The organism is Pseudomonas sp. H3_E04 (assembly GCF_054668915.1).
Genome location: NZ_CP162797.1, coordinates 1,991,915 through 2,011,386, shown reverse-complemented (window position 1 = coordinate 2,011,386; position 19,472 = coordinate 1,991,915). Strand labels below are relative to the sequence as shown.

At 61.2% G+C, this 19,472-nt stretch carries 17 protein-coding genes; 4 read left to right on the top strand and 13 right to left on the bottom strand.

Annotated features, from left to right (window positions below; translation table 11 throughout):
- Positions 1-50: 50 nt before the first annotated feature.
- Positions 51-1,100 (bottom strand): NAD(P)-dependent alcohol dehydrogenase, encoded by a 1,050-nt coding sequence (locus tag AB4N53_RS09030; protein WP_460119927.1) that lies wholly within the window; start codon positions 1,098-1,100, stop codon positions 51-53.
- A gap of 146 nt (positions 1,101-1,246) precedes the next feature.
- Complete coding sequence (locus AB4N53_RS09025) at positions 1,247-1,474, bottom strand: hypothetical protein (protein ID WP_460119925.1); 228 nt, start codon at positions 1,472-1,474, stop codon at positions 1,247-1,249.
- A 166-nt stretch (positions 1,475-1,640) separates the two neighbouring features.
- Here AB4N53_RS09025 and AB4N53_RS09020 point away from each other — a divergent pair, with 166 nt between their 5' ends.
- Positions 1,641-1,850 carry a hypervirulence associated TUDOR domain-containing protein gene (locus AB4N53_RS09020; RefSeq protein WP_076563378.1) on the top strand — a complete coding sequence of 70 codons (210 nt, stop codon included), beginning with the start codon at positions 1,641-1,643 and terminating at the stop codon, positions 1,848-1,850.
- Here the strand turns inward: AB4N53_RS09020 and AB4N53_RS09015 are convergent.
- From AB4N53_RS09015 to AB4N53_RS08995, 5 genes are all read right to left on the bottom strand, one after another.
- A complete protein-coding gene (locus tag AB4N53_RS09015; RefSeq protein WP_460119922.1) occupies positions 1,847-3,100 on the bottom strand; it encodes an NAD(P)/FAD-dependent oxidoreductase in 1,254 nt (417 codons plus the stop codon). The genes AB4N53_RS09020 and AB4N53_RS09015 overlap by 4 nt on opposite strands.
- Entirely contained in the window at positions 3,090-4,682 is a 1,593-nt protein-coding gene (locus tag AB4N53_RS09010; protein ID WP_460119920.1) for an aldehyde dehydrogenase (NADP(+)), read from the bottom strand. Before AB4N53_RS09010 ends, AB4N53_RS09015 begins: the two co-directional genes overlap by 11 nt.
- Positions 4,683-4,745: 63 nt before the next feature.
- Complete coding sequence (locus AB4N53_RS09005; protein WP_460119918.1) at positions 4,746-5,693, bottom strand: dihydrodipicolinate synthase family protein; 948 nt, start codon at positions 5,691-5,693, stop codon at positions 4,746-4,748.
- A 54-nt stretch (positions 5,694-5,747) separates the two neighbouring features.
- Positions 5,748-6,674 carry a 4-hydroxyproline epimerase gene (locus AB4N53_RS09000; protein WP_460119916.1) on the bottom strand — a complete coding sequence of 309 codons (927 nt, stop codon included), beginning with the start codon at positions 6,672-6,674 and terminating at the stop codon, positions 5,748-5,750.
- Between the two features lie 22 nt (positions 6,675-6,696).
- Positions 6,697-8,322 carry an APC family permease gene (locus tag AB4N53_RS08995; RefSeq protein ID WP_460119914.1) on the bottom strand — a complete coding sequence of 542 codons (1,626 nt, stop codon included), beginning with the start codon at positions 8,320-8,322 and terminating at the stop codon, positions 6,697-6,699.
- Positions 8,323-8,543: 221 nt separating this feature from the next.
- Between AB4N53_RS08995 and AB4N53_RS08990 the strand changes: the two genes are divergently transcribed.
- Positions 8,544-9,314 (top strand): PAS domain-containing protein, encoded by a 771-nt coding sequence (locus AB4N53_RS08990; RefSeq protein WP_460119912.1) that lies wholly within the window; start codon positions 8,544-8,546, stop codon positions 9,312-9,314.
- Here the strand turns inward: AB4N53_RS08990 and AB4N53_RS08985 are convergent.
- Complete coding sequence (locus AB4N53_RS08985) at positions 9,311-9,907, bottom strand: LysE family translocator (RefSeq protein WP_460119910.1); 597 nt, start codon at positions 9,905-9,907, stop codon at positions 9,311-9,313. The two genes, AB4N53_RS08990 and AB4N53_RS08985, sit on opposite strands and share 4 nt — an antisense overlap.
- Positions 9,908-9,961: 54 nt before the next feature.
- The gene (locus AB4N53_RS08980; protein WP_460119908.1) at positions 9,962-10,798 is read right to left on the bottom strand and encodes an AraC family transcriptional regulator; all 837 of its coding nucleotides are present in this window, start codon (positions 10,796-10,798) and stop codon (positions 9,962-9,964) included.
- A gap of 1,032 nt (positions 10,799-11,830) precedes the next feature.
- Here AB4N53_RS08980 and AB4N53_RS08975 point away from each other — a divergent pair.
- Positions 11,831-12,127: a hypothetical protein gene (locus AB4N53_RS08975; RefSeq protein ID WP_460119906.1), complete on the top strand. Its 297-nt coding sequence runs from the start codon at positions 11,831-11,833 to the stop codon at positions 12,125-12,127.
- Positions 12,128-12,206: 79 nt separating this feature from the next.
- Here the strand turns inward: AB4N53_RS08975 and AB4N53_RS08970 are convergent, their stop codons facing one another.
- The 3 genes from AB4N53_RS08970 to AB4N53_RS08960 are packed head-to-tail and all read right to left on the bottom strand — an operon-like array spanning position 12,207 to position 15,723.
- On the bottom strand, positions 12,207-13,445 hold the full coding sequence (locus AB4N53_RS08970; protein ID WP_460119904.1) for a nucleoside permease: 1,239 nt from the start codon (positions 13,443-13,445) through the stop codon (positions 12,207-12,209).
- 42 nt (positions 13,446-13,487) lie between these two features.
- On the bottom strand, positions 13,488-14,570 hold the full coding sequence (locus AB4N53_RS08965; protein ID WP_460119902.1) for a sugar phosphate isomerase/epimerase family protein: 1,083 nt from the start codon (positions 14,568-14,570) through the stop codon (positions 13,488-13,490).
- Positions 14,560-15,723, bottom strand: coding sequence for a Gfo/Idh/MocA family protein (locus AB4N53_RS08960; protein ID WP_460119900.1), 1,164 nt, complete (start codon positions 15,721-15,723; stop codon positions 14,560-14,562). The genes AB4N53_RS08965 and AB4N53_RS08960 overlap by 11 nt, the downstream gene beginning before the upstream one ends.
- Before the next feature lie 203 nt (positions 15,724-15,926).
- On the opposite strand from AB4N53_RS08960, the gene AB4N53_RS08955 reads away from it, so the two are divergent.
- Positions 15,927-16,940, top strand: a complete 1,014-nt coding sequence (locus AB4N53_RS08955) for a LacI family DNA-binding transcriptional regulator (protein ID WP_460119898.1) — start codon at positions 15,927-15,929, stop codon at positions 16,938-16,940.
- A 5-nt stretch (positions 16,941-16,945) separates the two neighbouring features.
- Here AB4N53_RS08955 and AB4N53_RS08950 read toward each other — a convergent pair whose 3' ends face one another.
- The gene (locus AB4N53_RS08950; protein WP_460119896.1) at positions 16,946-19,327 is read right to left on the bottom strand and encodes a DUF3772 domain-containing protein; all 2,382 of its coding nucleotides are present in this window, start codon (positions 19,325-19,327) and stop codon (positions 16,946-16,948) included.
- Positions 19,328-19,472 lie beyond the last annotated feature (145 nt).

The following is a 19,472-nucleotide window of genomic DNA, read 5'->3' as shown; positions in this document are numbered from 1 at the left end:
GGAATCTCTAAAGCCATCGGCAGCACTTCGCTGCCGATGGACATTGGCGCTTAGCCGGCGAGGGTTGCGTTGTCGATGACGAAACGGTATTTCACATCGCCCTTGAGCATGCGCTCGTAGGACTCATTGATCTGGTCGGCACGGATCAATTCGATGTCGGAAACGATGCCGTGCTCGGCGCAGAAATCCAGCATTTCCTGGGTTTCAGGGATGCCGCCGATCATCGAACCGGCGATGGTGCGGCGCTTCATGAGCAGGTTGAACACGTTCGGCGACGGATGCGGCGAGGCGGGCGCGCCGACCAGGGTCAAGGCGCCGTCGCGCTTGAGCAGCACGAGGAAGGCGTCGAGATCGTGCGGCGCTGCGACGGTATTGAGGATGAAGTCGAAGCTCTTGGTGTGTGCCGCCATTTCCTCGGCATTGCGCGACACCACCACTTCATCCGCCCCCAGAGCCTTGGCCGCTTCACGCTTGGATTCGGAGGTGGTGAACGCGACCACGTGGGCGCCCATGGCGTGGGCCAGTTTGATGCCCATGTGACCGAGGCCACCGATGCCAACCACGCCGACTTTCTTGCCGGGCCCGGCGTTCCAATGGCGCAGCGGCGAATAAGTGGTGATGCCGGCACAGAGCAGTGGCGCGACGGCGGCCAGTTGCGCCTCGGGATGACGGATGCGCAACACATAGCGCTCGTGCACGACGATGTTTTGCGAGTAACCGCCGAGGGTCCAGCCCGGTGCGTCCGGGGTCGGAAAATTGTAGGTGCCGATCATGCCGTCGCAGTAATTTTCCAGACCGGATTCGCAGTCATCGCAGTGCTGGCAGCTGTCGACGATGCAGCCGACACCGACCAGATCGCCGACCTTGTAGCTTTTGACGTGATCGCCGACCGCCGAGACGCGGCCGACGATTTCATGGCCGGGAACGCAGGGGAATTGCGTGCCAGCCCATTCCGCGCGCACCTGGTGCAGGTCGGAATGGCAGATGCCGCAAAAGGCGATATCGATTTGTACGTCGTGCGCCGCCGGGGCACGGCGGTTGATCTGCATTGGCTCAAGAGGTTTGTCGCCAGCGTGGGCGCCGTAAGCGTGTACAAGCATGTGAGCATCCTCCATGGGTAGTCGGACGCTCATTGTTGCGCCTGGAGCTGGGCGCGAAGTAGTGCATTTCTGTGCCATGCTTGCCTGATTCTGCCGTTGACCGCACAAGCCAAAGGCAGCCGAATGTCACGGCTGCCTTTCCAGGCTCAGCGCGGATTGGGCTGGTTGTCCATCTCGGCGTTATCGGTTTCCTGACGTACGCGCTCCGGGTCCAGGCCGGTATCGTCATCATCCAGCGGGATTTCGCCTTCGTTGTCGGGCAGTTCGTCGATGCCGCGCTCCTTCATCGGATCGACCTCGGTACGCCCCGGACTCAGCGGGCCGGGGGGAGTTGGGAGCGGATCGTCACTTTGCTTGCCTTGATCGTTGTTCATTTCACACCTCGTCATGGCCGTTTTCTACGGCTTGTGCAGGTTGGAGGTGCGAGCGATTTTCGCCGTTCGATTTTTTTGCCTGCCTTCGGTCGCCTCGCAAAGAAAGCGGAATTTCTCCGACGCGCGCGGCTCCATAAACCAACAAGCCAGAGGCGAGGACGCAGTGATGAGCAGTTCATTCAAAGTCGGCGACGCGGTGCGCTGGAATTCCGAGGCCGGCGAGATCCACGGCAAAGTGGTCAAGGTGCACACCCGCGACACCGAGTTCATGGGCCGCCACCGCCCGGCCTCGAAAGACGCGCCGCAGTACGAGGTCAAGAGCGACAAGACCGGCCATCTGGCCATGCATCACGGCGACGCGCTGAAGCACGTTTAGAAACGTGCCAGTCGGTAGGGCTCGGTATTGGGCAACGCGAGGGTGGCGCCTGAAACCATTTTTCCGATCATCTCAGCTGTGACCGCCGCTTGAGTCAGACCCAGATGCTGATGACCGAAGGCAAGTAAGACCTTGCCGTCGCAGACCTGGTCGATCACTGGCAGCGAATCCGGCAGCGACGGGCGAAAGCCCATCCATGGAGTTGCGTTATCAGCGTTCAGATCCTTGCGAAAAAGGCCTTGGCTCAAACGCTGCAACTGCCAGGCGCGCGCCATGTTAGCTGGCCGCTCCAATCCGGCGAACTCGACCGTGCCGGCCAGGCGCAGGCCCTCGCGCATCGGCGTCATGATGAATTTGCGTTCCAGCGAGGTGACGGGGAAGGGCAGGCGATCATGCTCACGCGGCAGCATCAGGTGATAGCCACGTTCGGTGTCCAGCGGTACTTGCTTGCCAGTCAGCGCGGCGGTGAGTTTCGCCGAATGCGCACCGCAGGCCAGTAACACGCGGCTGGCCGTCACACCGCTGTTGCCCGTCACCAGTAAAACGCCGTTTTCCTGTACGTAGCCGCCCTGAACCTGCTGCTGGAGAAAACTCACACCGCTGCTCCGAGCCGCTTCAACCAGTGCACAAACCACCCGATAGGGATCAAGGAAATGCCCGGTGCGCGGGAAGAACAGTCCGCCCTGAAGCTGCTCACTGAGTTGCGGCGCGGTCTGGCGGATCGCCCCGGCCTGCCAGTAATCCACCGGCACCTGCTGCTGATGCAGTCGTGCCTGCAAGGCTTCGATGGCCTGCCGGGATTCAGGTTTTTCGAACACCAGTAACGAGCCGTCAACCTTGAGCAGATCCGCGCGCTGGATTTCGCTAAGCAAGCGCTGCCACGCGTCGAGACTGCTTTCATTGAGCGCGCGCAGGCCGGCGACGGTTTTCTGAAAAGGCTCGGGCCGCAGATTCAGCAGCAGCCGGGTGAACCACGGTAGGGCGCGCGGCAGGTATTTCCAGTCCAGGCGCAGCGGCCCCATCGGGTCCATGAGCATGGCCGGCAAACGCTTGAGGATCGACACGTCTGCAATCGGAAATACCTGCTCGGTGGCCAGATGCCCGGCATTACCGAACGAAGCGCCATGCCCCGGTGCCTGTTGATCGATGACCACCACGCGCAAACCCTGGCGGGCCAGGCGCAGTGCGCAAGCCACGCCAATGATCCCGGCGCCGACCACGGCGATGTCGTGCGAAGGATTATTCGCCATGGTGTGTCGCTTCCCGCTGGCCATCGAGCAGGCGCCGAAGGTTGAGCGGATTGGCCTGTTGCAGCGCCGTCGGCAACAAGCTGTCGGAGAAATCCTGATAGCACACCGGCCGCAGAAAACGCAGGATCGCCGCAGTGCCCACAGAGGTGCTGCGCGCATCCGAAGTTGCCGGGTAAGGCCCGCCATGCACCATCGCCTCGCAGACTTCCACGCCGGTCGGCCAGCCGTTGACCAGCAGTCGCCCGGCCTTGCGCTCCAGGGTTGGCAACAACGCACGCGCCAAAGCAAGGTCAGCGTCATCCATGTGCAGAGTCGCGGTCAGTTGGCCTTCCAGATGTTCGCAGATCTGACGGACTTCCTCGTTACTGCTGCATTGCACGATCAGCGATGCAGCGCCGAAGACCTCGGCTTGCAAGCGATGATCGGCAAGAAAATCCGCTGCCTCGGTACTGAAGACCTGCGCCTGACACTGATTCAGGCCGCTGCCGGGTTCGCCAGTTGCTACCGCGCGTGCACGGGAATTGTCTTGCAAAGCCGTCACGCCCGCTTGATAGGCGCCGAAGATGCCGGGCGTGAGCATGGTTTGCGCCGCGCTGCGCGGGATCAGTTCCGCTACCGCGCCGAGAAACCCGTCGAGCGCCGGGCCTTTGCGGGCAATCAACAATCCCGGGTTGGTGCAGAACTGCCCGGCGCCCAGTGTCAGCGACGCGACAAATCCTTCGGCCAATGCCTGCGTCCGATTTTCCAGCGCAGCAGGAAACAGCAATACCGGGTTGATCGAACTCATTTCCGCATACACCGCAATCGGCTCCGGCCGCGCTTGCGCTGCTTTCATCAAGGCCTGCCCGCCAGTGCGCGAACCAGTGAAACCAGCGGCTTTGATGCGCCAGTCGCTGACCAGCGCGATACCGACTTCGTACCCTGAATCGAACAACAAGGAAAACACGCCCTCGGGCAGACCGCAGGCCTTGACCGCTTGCGCGACTGCGCGGCCGATCAGTTCGCTGGTACCCGGATGGGCGGTGTGAGCCTTGACGATTACCGGGCAACCGGCCGCCAGCGCTGCGGCGGTGTCGCCACCGGCCACGGAAAATGCCAGCGGAAAGTTGCTCGCACTAAACACCGCGACCGGCCCCAGGGCAATCTGCCGCTGGCGCAAGTCGGAGCGCGGCAGTGGCTGGCGTTCCGGTTGCGCATTATCGACGCGCACGTCCAGCCATTCACCGGCGCGTACCGTGCGGGCGAACAGGCGCAATTGCTGGCAAGTACGCCCGCGTTCACCCTCGAGGCGGGCGCGCGGCAAACCGGTTTCGGCGTGGGCGCGTTCGATCAGTTCATTGCCGAGGTTTTCGATGTGCTCGGCAATGCTTTCCAGAAATGCCGCACGGGTGCTCAGGCTGGTTTCGCGATAGGCGTCTTGTGCTGTCCACGCCAGCGCGCAGGCCTGTTGCACCTGTTCGGCCGACGCGCCGGTGTATTCCGGAGCAAGTGCCTCGTTGGTCGCCGGATTGATCCCGCGAAAGGCCGGACGATTGCCCGCCACGGCTTGTTGGCCGATCAGCATGTTGCCCGTCAGAGTCATGGTGTCTTCCTGTGAGATGAGCGAGGCCTGCCGCGAATCGTGATGACTCGCGGCAGGTGGCGGTCAGGCGAAGTTCTGCTCGGCCGACCAGTTTTCGTACCAGTGACGGAACAGCGAATATTGCTTCTCGGCATAGCGCCGTTGCGAGTCGCTCAGCACATCGGTTTCGTTGAAGTGCAGGGTGTATTCCTTGTCGCCGTTGAGCACCATCAAGTGTTTGTAATACAGCACCAGATCGCAACCTTCGTCGAACGATGACAGCACCGCCAGCGCCGACTCCAACTCCCGCGCCTGACGCCGGGCCTTGGCATCGCCTTGCGCGGCCTGCTTGCTCAGCGCGACCAGTTGCAGCACTTCGCGCGGCAGGGCGTTGCCGATGCCGGTGATCGCGCCGGTGGCGTTGCAATTGACGAAACCGTGCACCACTTGCGTGTCGACACCGACCATCAGGGTCACGTCGTCATCTTTGGAGGTGATGTTCTCGGCTGCGTAGCGCAGGTCCGCGCCGCCGCCGAATTCCTTGAAGCCGATCAGGTTCGGGTATTCGCGGCGCAGTTCGAAAAACAGATCGGCGCGGGTGGCGAAGCCGTAGTAGGGGCTGTTGTAGATAACCGCCGGCAAATTCGGTGCGGCTTGCAGGATCGCGGCGAAGTGGGCCTTTTGCGCCGTCGCCGAAGCTCCACGTGAAAGCACGCGCGGGATGACCATCAAGCCTTGCGCGCCGACTTTCGCCGCATGCGCTGCGTGGGAGACCGCTTCACGGGTATTCACCGCGCCGGTGCCGACGATGGTCGGCACCCCGGCAGCGACCAGGCGCGCCACGCCTTCCTGACGCTCGGCTTCGGTGAGCAGCGGCCAGTCGCCCATTGAGCCGCAATAGACTACGGCGCTCATGCCGGCATCGATCAGCTCGCGACCCTTGGCCACCAGCGCATCGAAATCAGGTTTGCGCTGGGCGGTGCACGGGGTCATCAGGGCTGGCATGCAGCCGGTGAAGATGTTGTCGCTCATGGTTCAACTCCTTGGCATTTCGTTTGATTCGAGGTGAGAAATCGGCGTGGCGGCTCAGATGCCCCACGCGAACGGATCGGTTTCGTCGATCAGCAAGGTACTGTCGGCGGTCATGTAGGCGCGGCCGGTGATGAACGGGCGAATCCGCTCGCCTTGCCATTCGAAGCGGCCTTCGAACTGGCTGCCGGTGATGCTTGCCTGTATCCACGGCGCGCCCGCTTGCAGCTTGTCGTCGGCGGCCAGGCAGGCAAGTTTGGCGCTGGTGCCGGTGCCGCACGGTGAGCGGTCGTAGGCTTTGCCGGGGCACATGACGAAGTTGCGGCTGTCGGCCTGATCGTCATCGGCGAACAGTTCGATGTGGTCGATAGCGGCGCCGTCTTCGCCAGAGATGCCCTGATCTTCCAGCGCTTTGAGCATGGCCCAGGTGTACGCGGTCAGGTGCTCGACGTTGTCCATGGTCAGTGTCTGGCCATGCTCGGAGACGAGGTAAAACCAGTTGCCGCCGTAGGCGATATCGCCGACCACGCGGCCATAACCCGGCACCTCCACCGGCACCTGCTTGCGATAACGGTAGGCGGGCACGTTGCCCAGAGTGACCGAACCATCGTCGTGCAGCGTCGCGCTGACTTGCCCCACCGGTGTGTCGATCTTGTGCACGCCCGGCTGGATTCTCCCCAGATGCTGCAACGAGTTGATCAGGCCGATGGTGCCGTGGCCGCACATGCCCAGGTATCCGGCGTTGTTGAAGAAGATCACCCCGCAGGTGGCATCAGGCGATAGCGGCGGGCAATACAGCGCGCCGACCAGCACATCGTTACCGCGTGGCTCCAGCAGACAGGCGCGGCGCCACTGATCGTGCTGGCTGCGCAGGGCGTCGCGTTTCTCGACCATGCTGTTGCCGGACAGCTCGGGGAAGCCGCTCATCACCAGCCGTGTCGGCTCGCCGCCGGTGTGGGAATCAATGACGTGTACTCGTTTCATAAAGAGATCCCGTTGGATGATTTCAATAGGCGCCGGCAGGGCGGGCGGTGACGGTGGACGAGGGCGCAGGGCTGTCGCTTTCTTCGTCCTCGTCGTCCAGGCGCAGCAGATGGGCAGGCACGCCGGTCGCCGCGCCCCAGTAGTAAATGCCGGTGGCGCAAGCGGCGACGACGATGGTGTCGAACGGATGCGCGAGGATGCCCAGGCCACCGAAGGTGCCGAGTTTCGACAGCACGATGGTCACCGCGTAAAAGGCGATCAGCCACGCCGATGAACGCACCTGACGCGCCAGACTTAGGTGAGCGGTGGGCACAAAGCGGCCACAGAACAGGTAGATGACAAACATCAGGATCTGCAGGCCGAGCAGCCACGACACGGTGTTCCAGCCCGACCAGTAGACGATCAGCGCGGCGATGATGAACGACACCGGCCCAAGCAGGCCCATGCTCTTGACCCGGAACGGGCGCGGCATGTCCGGCGCATTGCGCCGCAGCGCCGCGACCGACACTGGCGCCACCGCATAGCTCAGCACCAGCGCGGCGGAGACCACGTTGATCAGCGCTTCCCACGATGGAAACGGCAAGGTCCAGAACACCGACAGGGCGAAGGTCAGCCACAGCGCCGGACGCGGGATGCCGGACTTTTCATCGATGTGGGTGAAAACCTTGAAGAAGGTGCCGGTCTGCGCCCAGCCGTAGATCACTCGCGGCGTAGCATTCATGTAGATGTTGCCGCAGCCGCTCGGCGAGATCACCGCATCGGCGACCACCAGATAGGCCAGCCAGCCGACACCGAGCGCCAGGGCGATGTCGCGATAAGGCAGGGCGAACTCCTTGCTGATGCCGGCCCAGCCGTTGGCGAGCATTTCCGTCGGGATGCTGCCGAGAAAGGCCATTTGCAGCAGCACGTAAATCAAGGTCGACAGCAGTACAGAGAGAATCAGCGCGATGGGAATGGTGCGCTGCGGATTTTTCACTTCGCTGGCCACGGAAATGATCGGCGTCAGGCCTAGATAGGCAAAGATGATCCCGCCAGCGGAGACCGCCATCTCCACGCCGGACAGTCCGAATGGAGCGAATCCCTGAACCTGGAAGTTCTCCGGTTTGAAGAAAGTAAACAGCACGCCGATCACCAGCAGCGGCACGATGAATTTGAACACGCTGACCAGATTGTTGGCCTTGGCGAAGGTCTTCACGCTGCGGTAGTTGAGCAGGAAAAACACGCAGAGCAGGCCGAACTGCACCAGCCAGCCGAGGATCGTCGGATCGCCGCTGCCAGACTTGGTGAGGCCGGGAAACCACGCCGCCGCGTATTGGCGCGAGGCGACCACTTCGATAGCCACCAGACTGGAAAACGCGATCAGCGTAATGAAACCCATCAGGTAGCCAAGCAGCGGCCCGTGGGAATAAACCGGGTAGCGCACCACGCCGCCAGCGCGGGGCAATGCCGCGCCCAGTTCGCAGTAGACGATGCCCAGCAGCAACACGGCGAAACCGCCCAGCAACCAGGAAAATATCCCCGCCGGCCCGGCAATCGCCGAGACATGGCTGGCGGCGAACAACCAGCCGGAACCGAAGATCGCGCCGAGTCCGATAAAGGTGAGGTCGATCAATGAAAGCTGTTTTTTGAACTTGCCTTGGCCTGACATGGCATCGCCTTCTTGTGAGTTATTGGATAGGCAGTTGTGTCACGTGGACGAGCAGACTTTGCACCGGTCGACGCCAGCGGCGATTGATGTTTTACGGCGGGATCAATGACGAATTCAGCACAATGGCGCCGGTGAATGCGCGGCCTCGACAGGGCCGCGACGTTGCTGCAATCTGCTCGCGAGTGGCATTTGTGGTGGTTCAGCTCGAGGGGAATTCTTTGATGCAGTCAGCGTTTTCGATCCTGTGCCAGGGTACTGACGGCCTGCGTCCGCATACTCTTGAAGAGATGGTCGTCGGTGCCGCGCAGCTGTTGCCGATACTCGATGTGATCCCCAATGCGGCGATCTTCATCAAGGATCTGCAAGCGCGCTATGTGCTTGCCAACCGCACGCTGGTGCAGCGTTGTGGCTTGAAGGACCTGCGCCCGTTGCTCGGCAAGACCAGTGCGCAGGTGTTCCCGGCGCAGTTGGGTCCGGGTTACACCGAGCAGGATCGCAAGGTGCTGGAGGAGGGTTTCGTGTTGGAGGATCAGCTCGAACTGCACCTGTATGGCAGTCGCGAACCGGGCTGGTGCCTGACCCACAAGAGGCCGATCTACAACCGTGACGGGACGATCATCGGCCTGGTGGGGATCTCGGTGGATCTGCAATCAGCCAGCGAGACGCACCCGGCGTTCGAGCGTTTGGCGGCGGTCGATGAATACATTCGCGGCAACTTCAATCGGCGGGTGACGCTGGGTGAACTGACGCGCATAGCCGGAATTTCCGTGGCGCAACTGGAGCGCTACTGCAAGCGGGTTTTTCACCTGACGCCACGGCAGATGATCCAGAAAGTCCGCCTGGAACACGCGCATCGACTGTTGCACAGCGACTTGCCGATCACTGAGGTTGCGCTGCGATGCGGCTACACCGATCACAGCGCTTTCACCCGTCAGTTCAAGGCCTCGACCGGGTTTACACCGCGCGAATATCGGCAAGCCACAGGGCATTAGACCAACACGGCCAGCCAGGCCGAGAGCAGCAGAAGAAGGGCCAGTGCCGCGTTCATTCGCTTGAACGCTTGTGGTGAGCTGAGCAGCCGCGCGCTGCCGACGCCGAGCACCGCCCAGAGCGTCATGCACGGCAGCGAGACCAGCAGAAATGCCAGCGACAACACCAGCAGGCGCAGCGTCTTGTCGCCGCCGCCGACGAATACACTGACCACCGCCACGGCCATCATCCACACCTTCGGGTTGACCAGTTGCAGCAGCGCCGCGCCGAATACGCTCAAGCCTTGTTCCTGCGCAGCATTTGGGTCCAGCGACGGCGGCGAACTACGAAAGATCTGCCACGCCAGCCAGCTCAACCAGAGCACACCGCCCCAAGCCATCGCTTGTTGCACGCGGGGAAAGCGCAGCAGGGTTTCACCAGCACCCAGCCCGACCACCAGCACAATCAGCGCTGCCGCCGCACAGGCACCAAAAATGATCGGCAACGTAGCGATCAGCCCGCGCCGCGAACTGTGGCTCAGCACCAGAATATTGGTCGGTCCCGGGGTAATCGAGGCAACGAAAGCGAACAGCAGAAAGGGCAGTAGAGAAGCCATGGTGCAGATTCCTGAAAGACGAAACAGGACACCATGATCGTCAGCGGGCGGGCCTCAGTCTGGAAGATTTGAGCAGCGTTTGCGGTAGTCCGCAGGGGTCAATTGATAGGCGCGGCGGAACCAGCGACCGAGATGACTTTGATCGGCAAAACCGAGCACGCTGGCGACCTGCGCTGGCGTCTCACCGCGCGCGAGCAATTGTCGCGCCTTGGCCAGGCGCAACTGGATCAGGTAAGCGTGCGGTGCCAGACCGAACGCCGCCTTGAACGCGCGGGTCAGGCGAAAGCGATCGACGCCGCACGCTTTGGCGAGGTCGTCCAGACCGATGTCTTCATAGCTGTGGGCATGCAGATAGTCCCGCGCAACCTGCGCAACCAGTGGCAGGCGCGGATCGAAGTCCTGACGCTTGCGCCAGTCGAGATGGCGGGTGAGAGACGCCAGCAGGCCATCCAGCGCAGTCTGCCGGACGATGCGCAGATCGCCGTCATGTAACGCGTGGAAGGCTTGCACGATCGCGGTCGACAGGCGCGGGTCGTGGCTCAGGGTGTCGGCAAAGCCTGGCTGGCTGTCGGCGGGCGCCTCTTCGAACAGCGCGTGCAGTTCGCGCTCCAGCCAGTGCGGATCGAGGTACAGCATCGAGTAGGTGAAGCCATCCTCGGTCGGCGCATGGCCATCGTGGATTTCACCCGGCTCGAGCAGAAACACATGCCCCGGGGTACTGCGATGACGCACGCGGCGGCAGTTGAATTGCTGGACGCCTTGCTCGGTAACGCCGACGAGAAAACTGTCATGCCAGTGCGGATCGTAGGCATGCCCACGGAAATGCGCACGAATCGACTCGATCCCGGTATCGACATCCTGGGAGAGAGAGATCCAGTTGCGTTTGTCCATGGGAGGATTCCATAGGGGGGTTGAGCAGGGGCGTTTCTAAAATACAGCGTGGGGGAGAAGAGTGTTTAGAAGATTTGTGCAGGTGCGCAGGGGGATCGAGTCAGGCAATGTGCCTTGGAGGGGAGGGGACCAGAAAGCGCAGACGAAAAAAAACCGCCTTCGCGGGGCGGTTTTTTAGTAGGCCTCGATTTGCGATCGAAGCCAGGTGCTTCACCAGCCACCCTAACCAGGATTGCCATGGTATGGAGTTATACCGTTCCTTGCAACGGTTGAACAGGCGTTCGAAACAAGTGCGTCTTCGGCCCTGCGAAGAATTTATATGTTTATGTTTGTTGAAATTTGTCTGGCAGAAATAACATTTAACAAAGGCGTGGCGGCGTTTGATGAATAACGGTGTGAGCGGCGCTTTTGTCCTGGAGTTTTCAGGTTAATATGCCCGCGCTCAACTGATAGAGCGGCGGAGAGGTTTGGCTGGGGGCGCAAAAGGTTTTACGCCCTTCGACGCGGATTCGCACCCGTGCCGGAATGATGTCTCGAAGGGATTTCAACCGGCCGCCTCACCAGCCACCCTAACCAGTCGGCTGAAGGCACGCGTGGTCCGGTAAGTTTGCTGGAGGTTTGGCCGCCAGCCCTGGAGGCCAAAACGTATGAAGCTTTTGCTGCGTACGCTGAGCCTTGTATGGAGATTGTTGAAAGCCTTGCGCTTTTACGAGTTCCTGCGAGATCACTTTGATGACTTGAAATAAGGTCGTCTAAGTGGGGAAAGACCCGTTTCGGTTTCGACTGATACGGGTCTTTTTTTGTGCGCAAAAAACTGTCAAAAACGAGATTGTCCGTTTTATGCTTTCGACTTTGTAGGGCGTTTCGCTTAATGACGTAAGCAACAGCATGAAGATCGATCCAATAGCGGCTCATGCTTGATCAGTCATTGATTGCGTCAATAACAACCATTAAGTCAATGAAATTCTCATATTCATAGCGCGGCGTAAGATCGGCTCCATACCCAACCACTGCAACCCGGAGCACATCCTCATGAAACGCCAGACTATCCTCGGTATCGCTTTCTCGGTTTTTGCACTGAATGCCTTCGCCGCCACCGAAACCGACCCGCTGTTCAGCGACGCGGTCGCCTCCACTCAAACGGACCGCTTGTTCAGCGATGCAGTAGCCGCTACCGAAACCGACCCGCTGTTCAGCGATGCAGTCGCTGCGACCGAAACTGATCCACTGTTCAGCGATGCAGTAGCCTCTGATGGTTCCGATCATCTGCAAGGCAATCGGGTCGCCGAAAGTGGCGCTGACCGCCTGCTCGAACGCCGCAACGCTTGAGCGCAACGATGAGCATCGATAACGAATGCCGCCTCAACCACAGGCGGCATTCGTTCTATTCATGCACTACTACTCTGCTCTAAACCGCACTCGGCAGCACTGCCTTGTCGCGATCGCGGCTCTTGAATGTCGCCCAGAAACACAGCAGCACCGCCACGGAAAAACCGGCTGGAAATAGCCAGATACTTCTCCAGTCATGGCCCGCACTCGAAGTGAAGTGGTCAGTAATCCGTCCCGCAATCCAGAAACCAATCAACATGCCCAACCCGTACGTAGCCAAGGTGATCAAACCTTGCGCCGAACTGCGGAAGCGTTCTGGTGCTTTGGCATCGGTGTAGATCTGCCCGGACACGAAGAAGAAGTCATAGCACACGCCGTGCAGGGCAATGCCGATCAGCAGCATGAATGCCTGATCGTCGTTATTGCCGAAGGCAAACAGCACGTAGCGCAACGCCCAGGCAGCCATGCCGACCAGCAGGGCGATCTTGATGCCGAAGCGATGGATGAACAACGGCAGCAGCAACATGAACAGCACTTCCGACACCTGACCGATGGCCATTTTCGCCGTCGGATTGGTCACGCCGATTTCCGCCAGAAACGGATTGGCATTCTGGTAATAGAACGCCAGCGGAATGCAGATCAGGACCGAGGCGAGGAAGAACACCAGATAGCTGCGATCCTTGAGCAAACCCAAGGCATCGACGCCTAGCATCTGCTTGAGGCTTGATGAGCCTGCTGCGCTTTTCAGCGGTGCAGTGTTCGGCAGACTGAAGCTGTAAAGCCCCAACAGCAGCGACGCGACGGCGGACATCAGGAACGTATTGCGCAAGCCCCCGGCCGCGATGCTTTGCTGCGAGTCCCAGGCGAACACGAAGCTGATCACTACCCCTGCAACAATCCAGCCCACCGTGCCCCACACGCGAATGCGCGAAAACTCCAGCGCCGGATCTTTGATCTGGCGGAACGCCACGGCGTTGACCAGTGCCAGCGTCGGCATGTAGACCATCATGTAGGCGAGTACATAGGGATAAAACGCGCTGAAGTCTGCCGCGCGATAGAGCTGATAGAGCAGCACCGCGCCAAGCAGATGCAGCACCGCCAGAATGCGTTCGGCATTGAAGAACCGGTCGGCAATCAAGCCAATGACAAACGGCGCCAGAATCGCGCCCCAGGATTGCGTGGCGAAGGCCATGCCGACTTGGCCGCCGCTGGCAGCGAGCGTGGTTGCCAGAAAAGTGCCGAGGGTGACGAACCAGCCGCCCCAGATAAAGAACTGCAAAAACATCATCACGCTGAGTCGCGCATTCATTACGTTCATTTCAGATCACCGTATTGTTGTTATGTCGGTAACGCGGATGAATCAGTCGTCAGTCAGGCCGAGCAAGCGCCGGTTCGAAACCGCGTCAGCGCTGACCCCGGCGAAATCGTCGAAGGCCTTGGCGGTCTTGCGGATCATGTGCCGCTCGATAAACGCCGCGCCTTCGGCCGCACCCTGTGCGGAGTCTTTCAGGCAGCATTCCCATTCCAGTACCGCCCAGCCGTTGAAGTCGTATTGGCACAATTTGCTGAAGATCGATTTGAAATCGATCTGGCCGTCGCCCAGCGAGCGAAAGCGTCCGGGACGCTCGACCCAGCCCTGATACCCGCCGTAGACGCCGGAGCGCGCATCGGGGCGGAACTCGGCATCCTTGACGTGAAACATGCGGATGCGTTGGTGGTAACGGTCGATGAAGCCGAGGTAGTCCATTTGCTGCAGCAGCAGATGGCTTGGGTCGTACAGAATCGCGGCGCGCGGGTGATAATTCACCGCCTCGAGAAACTGTTCGAACGACGCGCCGTCATGCAGGTCTTCGCCGGGATGGATTTCGTAGCACAGATCTACGCCAGCCTCCTCGAAGCAGTCGAGAATCGGCAGCCAGCGCTTGCCCAGTTCGGCGAAACCTTGCTCGACCAAACCGGCCGGACGCTGCGGCCACGGATAGACGTAAGGCCAGAGGAGGGCGCCGGAGAAGGTTGCGTGGGCGGTGAGTCCCAGGCGCTGGCTGGCGCGGGCAGCCAGTTTCAACTGCTCGATGGCCCACTCGGTGCGCTCGCGGGGTTTGCCGCGCAGTGCAGGCGGCGCGAAGTCGTCGAACAGACTGTCGAACGCCGGATGCACAGCGACCAATTGCCCTTGCAGGTGCGTCGACAGCTCACTGATCACCACACCGGCGCGGGCGCAGACGGCGATGAGTTCGTCGCAGTAATCCTGACTTTCAGCAGCGCGCTGCAAATCGATGAACCGTGTGCCGAGGGTCGGTACCTGGATGGCTTTGTAGCCTTGCGAGGCCGCCCATTCGGCGATGTTGGCGAGGGAGTCGAAAGGCGCTTCGTCGGCGATGAACTGAGCGAGGAAGATGCCGGGGCCCTTCATACCTGTAGCGGTTTGCTGATCATTCATCATGGTTGGCGGCTCCTGTCAGTTGGCCGGAGATCTCGCTCCACTTTTCATTGCCAAGGTGGTTGGCGATGGCGGTTTCAATGAAGGCCATGCCGCGCAGCCCGGTCTCGATGCCCGGGACGCCCGGTGCCTGATGGCCTTCCACGCCATCCGCAATCGCCTGGGCGAGATCGCCGTACAGGTTGGCCATGGCTTCCAGGTAACCCTCGGGATGTCCGGCGGGCAGGCGCATGCGCTGACTGGCAGCGGCGCACAACCATGGCTGACCGACGCCCGAGCGCAGAACGCGCATCGGCTCGTTCAACGGTCGATGAATCAGGCTGGCCGGCTCTTCCTGACGCCACTCCAGCCCACCCTTGTCCCCGTAGACGCGGATCTTCAGCGGGTTTTCCTCACCGGCGCAGACCTGGCTGGCAAGCAATACACCACTGGCGCCGTCGCGCATTTTGAACAGCATCGCCACATCGTCATCCAGTTGCCGACCCTCGACATGCGAGCCGAGCATCGCGCTGATGAACTGAATCGACTGACCGGCGACAAACTCCGCCAGGGAAAACGCATGGGTGCCGATATCGCCGATGCAGCCGCCGATCCCTGACTGCGCCGGGTCGTCTCGCCAGCCGGCCTGCTTGTTGCCTTGCCCGGCGACATCGCTGCTGAGCCAGCCTTGCGGGTATTCGACGAGGACTTTGCGCACGCGCCCGAGCACGCCGCTGGCGACCATTTCGCGGGCCTGCCAGACCATCGCGTAGCCGAGGTAGGTGTGCGCCAGAGCGTAAATGCGCTGGCTGTTGATGACCACCGAGTGCAGCGCCTGCACCTCGGCGAGGTTCAGCGCCGCGGGTTTCTCGCTGAACACGTGAAAACCGGCGCTCAATGCCTCGCGGGCAATCGGTGCGTGCAGATGATTGGGGGTGACGATGACCAGCAGTTGCATGCGCTGCTCGGCGGGCAGGGCGGTCTCGCGGGCGAGCAGGGCTTGCCAATCGTCGTAACAACGCTCGGCGGCCACACCCAGCGTGGCAGCGGTGCGCTGATTATTCTCCGGGTCGCGGCTGAACGCACCGCAGACCAGTTCGAAGCGTCCGTCGAGGCCGGCGGCTTGCCGGTGGGCGCGGGCAATGAATGAACCTTCACCGCCTCCAACAAAACCCATTCTTATTTTTACGGCAGCGTACATGGCAGTCGTCTCGGTAGCTGGATGCAATGTTGATGAGTGATGTAACCGGTTACATCGTCGGCGAAATCTAGGCGTGAAATACTCCGGTGTCAAATGCCAGCGGATGATCGACAGCGTTTCGATCGCTCGTCGCCTGCGGTAAGCTCCGCGCCTGATCGACATGAAACAACGAGGTGGTTTTGTCCAATATTCGCGAAGTGGCTCGGCTGGCAGGTGTTTCCGTGGCGACGGTTTCGAGGACTTTGAAATCACCCGAGCGCGTCCTCGCACCCACTCGTGAGCGCGTCATGGCTGCGGTGGAACAGGCGGGCTATCGGCCTAACCTGATGGCCGTGCAATTCCGTTCACGGCGCACCGGCAATCTGGTGATTCTGGTGCCGACCATCGCCAACACCTTTTTTGCCCGGGTCATCAGCGGCGCGCAGCAAGCGGCGCAGGCAGCCGGCTATCGCTTGCTGCTCTGCGACACCCAGGGCCGGGAAGAACTGGAGCGGCAATTCGCCGAGCTCGTGTACGCCTATCAGGCCGACGGGGTGATCCAGTTGCGCGCCTACGATCCGTTCGAAAACGCTCCGGCCGACGCCGATGTGCCGCCGATCGTTAACGCCTGCGAAGTGATCAAGGCCGGGCGTTATCCAACCATCAGCCTCGACAACGTGGCCGCCGCCCAAGCCATGACCGAACACCTGATCGCCTTGGGACACCGACGCATCGGCCTGATCAAGGGCTCGAAAAACAGTCCGCTGACCCGCGATCGATTGGCAGGCTACGAAGCGGCATTGCGCGAGGCCCAGATCGCCTATGACGAGGCACTGATTTGCCATGGCAACTTCACCCTTGAAGCCGGCTTCGTGGGAGCGCAAAGGATGCTGGCAATGGTCAACAGACCCACCGCGCTGTTCTGTGAAAACGATGAAATGGCCATCGGCGCGCTCAAGCGCATCCGGCAGGCGGGGCTGCGTGTGCCCGAGGATATTTCACTGGTGGGTTTCGACGATATTCCCATGGCCGCGTACTGCGATCCGCCGCTGACCACCATCTCGCAACCTGCCGAGGCCTTCGGGACCAAAGCGGTCGAAATGTTGATTGCCCTGATCGAGAAACAGCCTTTGCCAGAGAGGCACGTCATACTGCCGTTCGAGCTGACGCCACGCAGCAGCACGGCCAGCATCGACAACTCGGGCAAGCGCTAACCGGATCACGCCGCTGGCGGCTTCGCCAGCGCAATCTCCGCCGCGCCCAAACGCTTCAGCACCTCAAACAACAAATCACTTTTGGTCAGTCCGACAATCCTCGGGCTGCCCACATAACCGGTGACCGTGAGGGTTATGCCGTCCGGCGACAATTTGCTGAAACGCACGAAGGGCGCCGGTTTATCGAGGATGGTTTCATTCTCGTGGAAGGCATCGAGCAGCAGTTGTTTGACCTCCTCAGGATCAATATCCAACGGAAACACCAACTCCAGCGACGCCACGCCCTGTGCGCTGCCGCCGAGGGTAACGTTGCGCAGGTTCTGCGAGATCAGCTGCGAGTTGGGCACGATCACGATCGAGCGGTCGCTGAGCTGGATTTCCGTAGCACGCACATTGATCCGGCGGATATCGCCCTCGACGCCGCTGATGCTGATCAGGTCGCCGACTTTGACCGGGCGCTCGGTGAGCAGGATCAGGCCGGAGACGAAGTTCTTGACGATCTCCTGCAAGCCAAAGCCGATGCCCACCGACAGCGCACTGACGATCCACGCCAGATTCGTCCACTGCACGCCCAGCGACGATAGCGTCAACAGAATCACAAAGGCGTAGCCGATATTGGAAAACAGCGTGCTCAGTGATGCGCACATGCCCGGGTCCATGTCGGTCTTGGGCAGGAACTCGTTGTCGAGCCAGCGGCTCAATGCGCGGATCAGCCAGATCCCGATCAGCAACGCCAGCAGTGCGTTGAGCAGATGTGCCGGGACGATATTCAGCTTGCGCAAGCCGGCGCCGCCGAGGATCGACATGATGTTGGTGACCAGTTGGCCGAGCGTGGTGCCGATGCCGCCGACAAACAACGAAATCAACGCCATCAGCATCAGGCCGGCGCGGCTGACGCCGGACAACAGGATCGACGTCTGCTCAAGGCGCCGATCGCTGACGCCGAGCAATTGCTTGAGCGCCTGGCCGCTCGCGTGTTTCGGCGAAAACAGGTGCTCACAGGCGTCCTTGACCAGCTGAATCAGCAAGTAGAAGCCCGACAGCACGACATAGCCCCACACCAGTTCATAACTGATGAACCGCGCCAGCGAGACATAGCCCGCCAGCAGGGCAATGGCCGTCACCAACATCGAGAGACTGGCGACGCTGTAGATCAGCCCGGCGAACACGCTGTTGGTCGCCGAGGGGTCATTGGCCGCGACCAGCGCCTTGCGCACTTTGCCGACGCGCAACAGCATCGTGCCGATGATCGCCAGTACCACCATCGAAATCACACCGCGCCCGGCCATAACGATATCGCTGCTCATGCCCGTGGCATTGGCGACCTGCACCAGCGTCACCAACACCAGCAACGTGCAGGCAAGAATCCGCGGATAAGGTTTGAGCGCCATCGCCACCGGATCGGCAATCGCCGGCAGGCGCCACGATGGATGCTCGGTCGACAGCAATGCACGGCTGAGCCCGGTGATCAGTACGCAGGCGTACACGACTTTTTCGAATTCTTCGGAAAACGTCTCCAGCACCGGCGGCAGGGCGTCGTGGCGGGTACAGGCGTAGAACAGCAGTTTCAGGGCGATGGCAGTGGTTATGAACGTCGCGATGGCTGAAGCGAAGGCCAAGGCACTGCGGCGCAGTCGGCCCTCCGCCACGCGGTGAATGCAGAACCAGGTCAGCCCGCGCTCAGCCAGACGGCGGCCGAAGGTCCAGACCAGCAGCGCCAACAGCACCAGCACGCAAGTGTAAAAACGCTCGCCCGGCGCCCAGACCGTGGCCCAGACGTCAGCCACCTGCGCCACGAACAGTCGCAGTCGCTGGCGGTCGTCCTCGCTTGGATCGACCAGCGGTGCCCAGAAATGCGGAGTCAAAACGCTGCGGGTGCTCAGGGTCAGTTCGCTTTCCAGCAGCGTGCGGCGGATGCTGGCAATCTGCGTGATCAGATCGGCGGCGTTCTGCTTCAGTGCGGCGAGGCTTTTCAGCGTGCCGTCGACCTTGCTTTTCTGCTCCGCCAGCGCGGCCCGCTGCGCGACGATATCGGCTTGCTCGGCGGCCACCTCGGCGTCGGGCGCCGTGCCGAGCACGCCCAATTGCACCGCCAGTTGCGCCTGTTGCGGCAACAGCGCAGCCGACAATCGATCGACATCGAGAATGAATGCCTGCACCCGGTCCTGCGGGCCTTCGAGCTGGTTGTAATTGTTCGCCGCCGAAATCTGCTGCTTGAGCCCGTCGAGGCGTTGTTGCAAGGCTTGCAGATCGCTTTGCGAAATCACCGGCAGCGGCGCTGCGCTTGAGTTCGCCGGCGTCGGAAGGTCGGCCGCCCACAGCGCCGCGCTGCCCGGTATCAGCAGCAGGAACAGGACGAAAAACAACGACTTGAATGAACAGCGCATGGGGGCGGCAGGCTCGAGTGGATCACACAGTCTATGAGGGTAGGTGATCGTGCCGAATGGGGCGGAAAACTTTCTCGGCAAGAGGCGCTTACACGCTCATCCAATCCAGCGGAATGATCAGCGTAGCGAGCGGTCAACCGGCAAT

Bases quoted from the DNA above. Each gene is read 5' to 3' on its own strand.
- AB4N53_RS09010 (WP_460119920.1), bottom strand. From the start codon at position 4,682: ATGACTCTGACGGGCAACATGCTGATCGGCCAACAAGCCGTGGCGGGC.
- AB4N53_RS09020 (WP_076563378.1), top strand. From the start codon at position 1,641: ATGAGCAGTTCATTCAAAGTCGGCGACGCGGTGCGCTGGAATTCCGAG.
- AB4N53_RS09030 (WP_460119927.1), bottom strand. From the start codon at position 1,100: ATGCTTGTACACGCTTACGGCGCCCACGCTGGCGACAAACCTCTTGAG.
- AB4N53_RS08970 (WP_460119904.1), bottom strand. From the start codon at position 13,445: ATGAACGTAATGAATGCGCGACTCAGCGTGATGATGTTTTTGCAGTTC.
- AB4N53_RS09000 (WP_460119916.1), bottom strand. From the start codon at position 6,674: ATGAAACGAGTACACGTCATTGATTCCCACACCGGCGGCGAGCCGACA.
- AB4N53_RS09005 (WP_460119918.1), bottom strand. From the start codon at position 5,693: ATGAGCGACAACATCTTCACCGGCTGCATGCCAGCCCTGATGACCCCG.
- AB4N53_RS08995 (WP_460119914.1), bottom strand. From the start codon at position 8,322: ATGTCAGGCCAAGGCAAGTTCAAAAAACAGCTTTCATTGATCGACCTC.
- AB4N53_RS08975 (WP_460119906.1), top strand. From the start codon at position 11,831: ATGAAACGCCAGACTATCCTCGGTATCGCTTTCTCGGTTTTTGCACTG.
- AB4N53_RS09025 (WP_460119925.1), bottom strand. From the start codon at position 1,474: ATGAACAACGATCAAGGCAAGCAAAGTGACGATCCGCTCCCAACTCCC.
- AB4N53_RS08985 (WP_460119910.1), bottom strand. From the start codon at position 9,907: ATGGCTTCTCTACTGCCCTTTCTGCTGTTCGCTTTCGTTGCCTCGATT.
- AB4N53_RS09015 (WP_460119922.1), bottom strand. From the start codon at position 3,100: ATGGCGAATAATCCTTCGCACGACATCGCCGTGGTCGGCGCCGGGATC.
- AB4N53_RS08980 (WP_460119908.1), bottom strand. From the start codon at position 10,798: ATGGACAAACGCAACTGGATCTCTCTCTCCCAGGATGTCGATACCGGG.
- AB4N53_RS08965 (WP_460119902.1), bottom strand. From the start codon at position 14,570: ATGATGAATGATCAGCAAACCGCTACAGGTATGAAGGGCCCCGGCATC.
- AB4N53_RS08960 (WP_460119900.1), bottom strand. From the start codon at position 15,723: ATGGGTTTTGTTGGAGGCGGTGAAGGTTCATTCATTGCCCGCGCCCAC.
- AB4N53_RS08950 (WP_460119896.1), bottom strand. From the start codon at position 19,327: ATGCGCTGTTCATTCAAGTCGTTGTTTTTCGTCCTGTTCCTGCTGCTG.
- AB4N53_RS08990 (WP_460119912.1), top strand. From the start codon at position 8,544: ATGCAGTCAGCGTTTTCGATCCTGTGCCAGGGTACTGACGGCCTGCGT.